Consider the following 2,494-nt stretch of genomic DNA (forward strand, 5'->3'; position numbering starts at 1 on the left):
GTTCGCCGTGTCGGCGGTGGCGCAGCAGCGGGCGGCGGCGGCTGTGCCGGCCGGGGATGCGTTGCTGGCCAAGTTGATTCGGAATCCGCGGTGGGTGGCCGGGTTGATCGGGGATGCGGGCGGGTTCGGGTTTCAGGTGGCGGCGCTGGCCTTGGGGTCGGTGCTGGTGGTGCAGCCGATTCTGGTGACGGCGCTGGTGTTCGCGCTGCCGTTGGCGGCGCATTACAGCGGGCGGCGGGTGACTCGGGTGATGTGGGCGCACGCGGCGGCCCTGTCGATCGCGCTGGCGTGCTTCCTGGTGGTGGGTGAGCCGACCGAGGGGGTGGCGGAGGCGCCGTGGCACCGGTGGGTGCTGCCGCTGGGGTTGCTGGCGGGGGTGATCGTGGCCGGGATCGTGGTGGCCACCACGGTGAAAGTGCCGACGCTGCAGGCACTGCTGCTGGGTTCGGTCGCGGGTCTGCTGTTCGGTATCTCCGCGGCGCTCACCGAGAATGTCACCCAGCAGTTCGGCGAGAGCATCGGGACCGCGCTCACCGGCTGGGAGCTGTATGTGCTGGTCGCCTGCGGCATCCTCGGCCTGTATGTGCAACAGCGCGGATATCAGGTGGGTCCGCTGTCGGCGTCCCTGCCCGCGTTCACCGTCGCCGAGCCGCTGGGCGCGGCCTTCCTCGGCATGACCGTCCTGGATGAGCGCCTGCGCAGCGGCCCGGTCGGCACCGCCTTCGTCGCGGCCTCGGTCGTTGTCATGTGCGTTGCCGCCGTGCGCCTTTCCCGCGCCCAGGCCGCTCCCCTCCCCGAACCCCAACCCGCCCTGGATTGACCGGCCGCCCAGATTCGCCACGACCCGGGGCAGGATTCAGCGGCGCGAGGCCGGTCAGGATTCTCCGAGGGCGAGAATTCGTTCGGCGGCACGGGTCGCGCCGTCCGTGCGAATGGCGGGACCCAGATCGCGGGCGCGGGCGGCGGTCTCGGGCGTGAGGGCGTGGCCGAGTGCCGACAGCAGCGACTCGCGGGTGACTTCGCCTGGGGCGTGGGCGAATCCGATGCCCAGCGTCCGCACCCGGTCGGCCCAGTAGTACTGGTCGAATCGCTGTGGAACCACCACCTGCGGCACGCCCGCGCGGGTGACCGCGGTGGTCGTGCCCGCGCCCCCGTGGTGCACGACGGCCGCGATGCGCCGGAACAGGGCCGCGTGGTCGACCTCCCCGATCGCCAGGCAATCGGACGCCTGGTCGATAAACCCGAGTTCCGACCAACCCCGCAGCACAATGGCCCGCCGCCCCAGCGCCCGCGCGGCGTCGATGGCGGCGCGGCTGGTCTCCGCCGCCATGTGCATGCTGCCGAATCCGAAGTACACCGGCGGCTCACCCGCGGCGAGGAACTCTTCGATCTCGGCATCGAGCGGCGTCCGATCGCGCAGCATCCACGCGCCCGGCTGCCAGACGTCGAGATCCGATGGCGTGGGCCAGGGGCCGAGGACGGGATCGGCGGCGAGCCACGGGTGCGCGGTGAAGATGTAGTCGCGGACGTCGGCGACCGGCGGGAGGCCGTGGGCGGCACGGTGGTTGCCGAGGGGCTCCGACCAGAGGCTGTTCCAGCGTTGGGCATCCTGCTTCCACTGGGTGGCGTTGTCGGCGGTGGCGTCGACGCCGGGGCCCAGCGGGGGCGGCGGAAGCTGCTCGGAGGGAAGCGTGTTGGCGGCGTAGGCGACGTAGACGTAGGGGATTCCGCGCAGTTCGGCTATCGAGTGCGCGGCGATCTGCAAGGCCCCGCAACCGACCAGCACATCGCAATCGGCGGCCGCCGCGCCGACGGCGTCGAACTGATCGCCCACCGTGCCCGCGATCATGGCGCGCCGTTCCTCCGGCGTGGGCGGCGTCGTGCGCGCCCCGGCCCGGCTCACCTCCGGACCGACCGGCGCGAACTCCAGCCCGTATCGCGCCACCAGCTCCTGGAAGTCCGGCGGCGCGCACAACCGCACCCGGGCCCCCAGCCGCGTCAATTCCAGCCCCAGCGCCAGCATCGGCTGAACCTCACCCCGCGACCCGATCGTCGACAGCAGCACCCGCATCGAAATCTCCTCCCATCCGACCTTCGACCAGCAGTTATAGCCCGCGTACCGGGCCTTGCGGCAAGCCCTCCCCCGCGCTGTATGGTGAAACGGGGAGGAAATTCAGACCTCGCTTTCGAAGCCCTCGAGCCCCTCCCCGGCCGATGCGGCGATTGTGATCCCGGTCAAATCTCACTAACAGCTACCTCTCAGCTACAGATACTCGGAGTGTCCCGAACCAATTTCGAGCCGTCTGCACTGGAGGATCCATGAAGCACCGCGCCGCACTGCTGACCGCAACGGTGAGCGCCGCCCTCGTCGCACCCCTGCTGATGACCGCCCCCGCGAACGCCGACGTGTGGCAGCCGCTCCCCGGTATCTCCATCCCGCTGCCCGACGGCGTGTTCCGCGGCCTGCCCGGCGTCATCCCCACCCCGCCGCCCG

General features: G+C 71.2%; 2 protein-coding genes. One reads left to right on the forward strand and one right to left on the reverse strand.

Translation table 11 applies throughout. From position 1 onward, the window contains the following. Nucleotides 1-820 (forward strand): DMT family transporter (locus tag ACAM49_RS39790; protein WP_369640684.1); only part of this gene is annotated, 820 nt, incomplete at its 5' end. 54 nt (nt 821-874) lie between these two features. Here the strand turns inward: ACAM49_RS39790 and ACAM49_RS39795 are convergent. Next, nucleotides 875-2,071, reverse strand: a complete 1,197-nt coding sequence (locus tag ACAM49_RS39795) for a glycosyltransferase (RefSeq protein WP_369640685.1) — start codon at nt 2,069-2,071, stop codon at nt 875-877. Between the last annotated feature and the right edge of the window lie 423 nt (nt 2,072-2,494).

This window comes from Nocardia sp. JMUB6875 (assembly GCF_041154655.1).
In the GTDB taxonomy this organism is placed as follows: Bacteria; Actinomycetota; Actinomycetes; order Mycobacteriales; family Mycobacteriaceae; genus Nocardia.

Bases quoted from the DNA above. Each gene is read 5' to 3' on its own strand.
- ACAM49_RS39795 (WP_369640685.1), bottom strand. From the start codon at position 2,071: ATGCGGGTGCTGCTGTCGACGATCGGGTCGCGGGGTGAGGTTCAGCCG.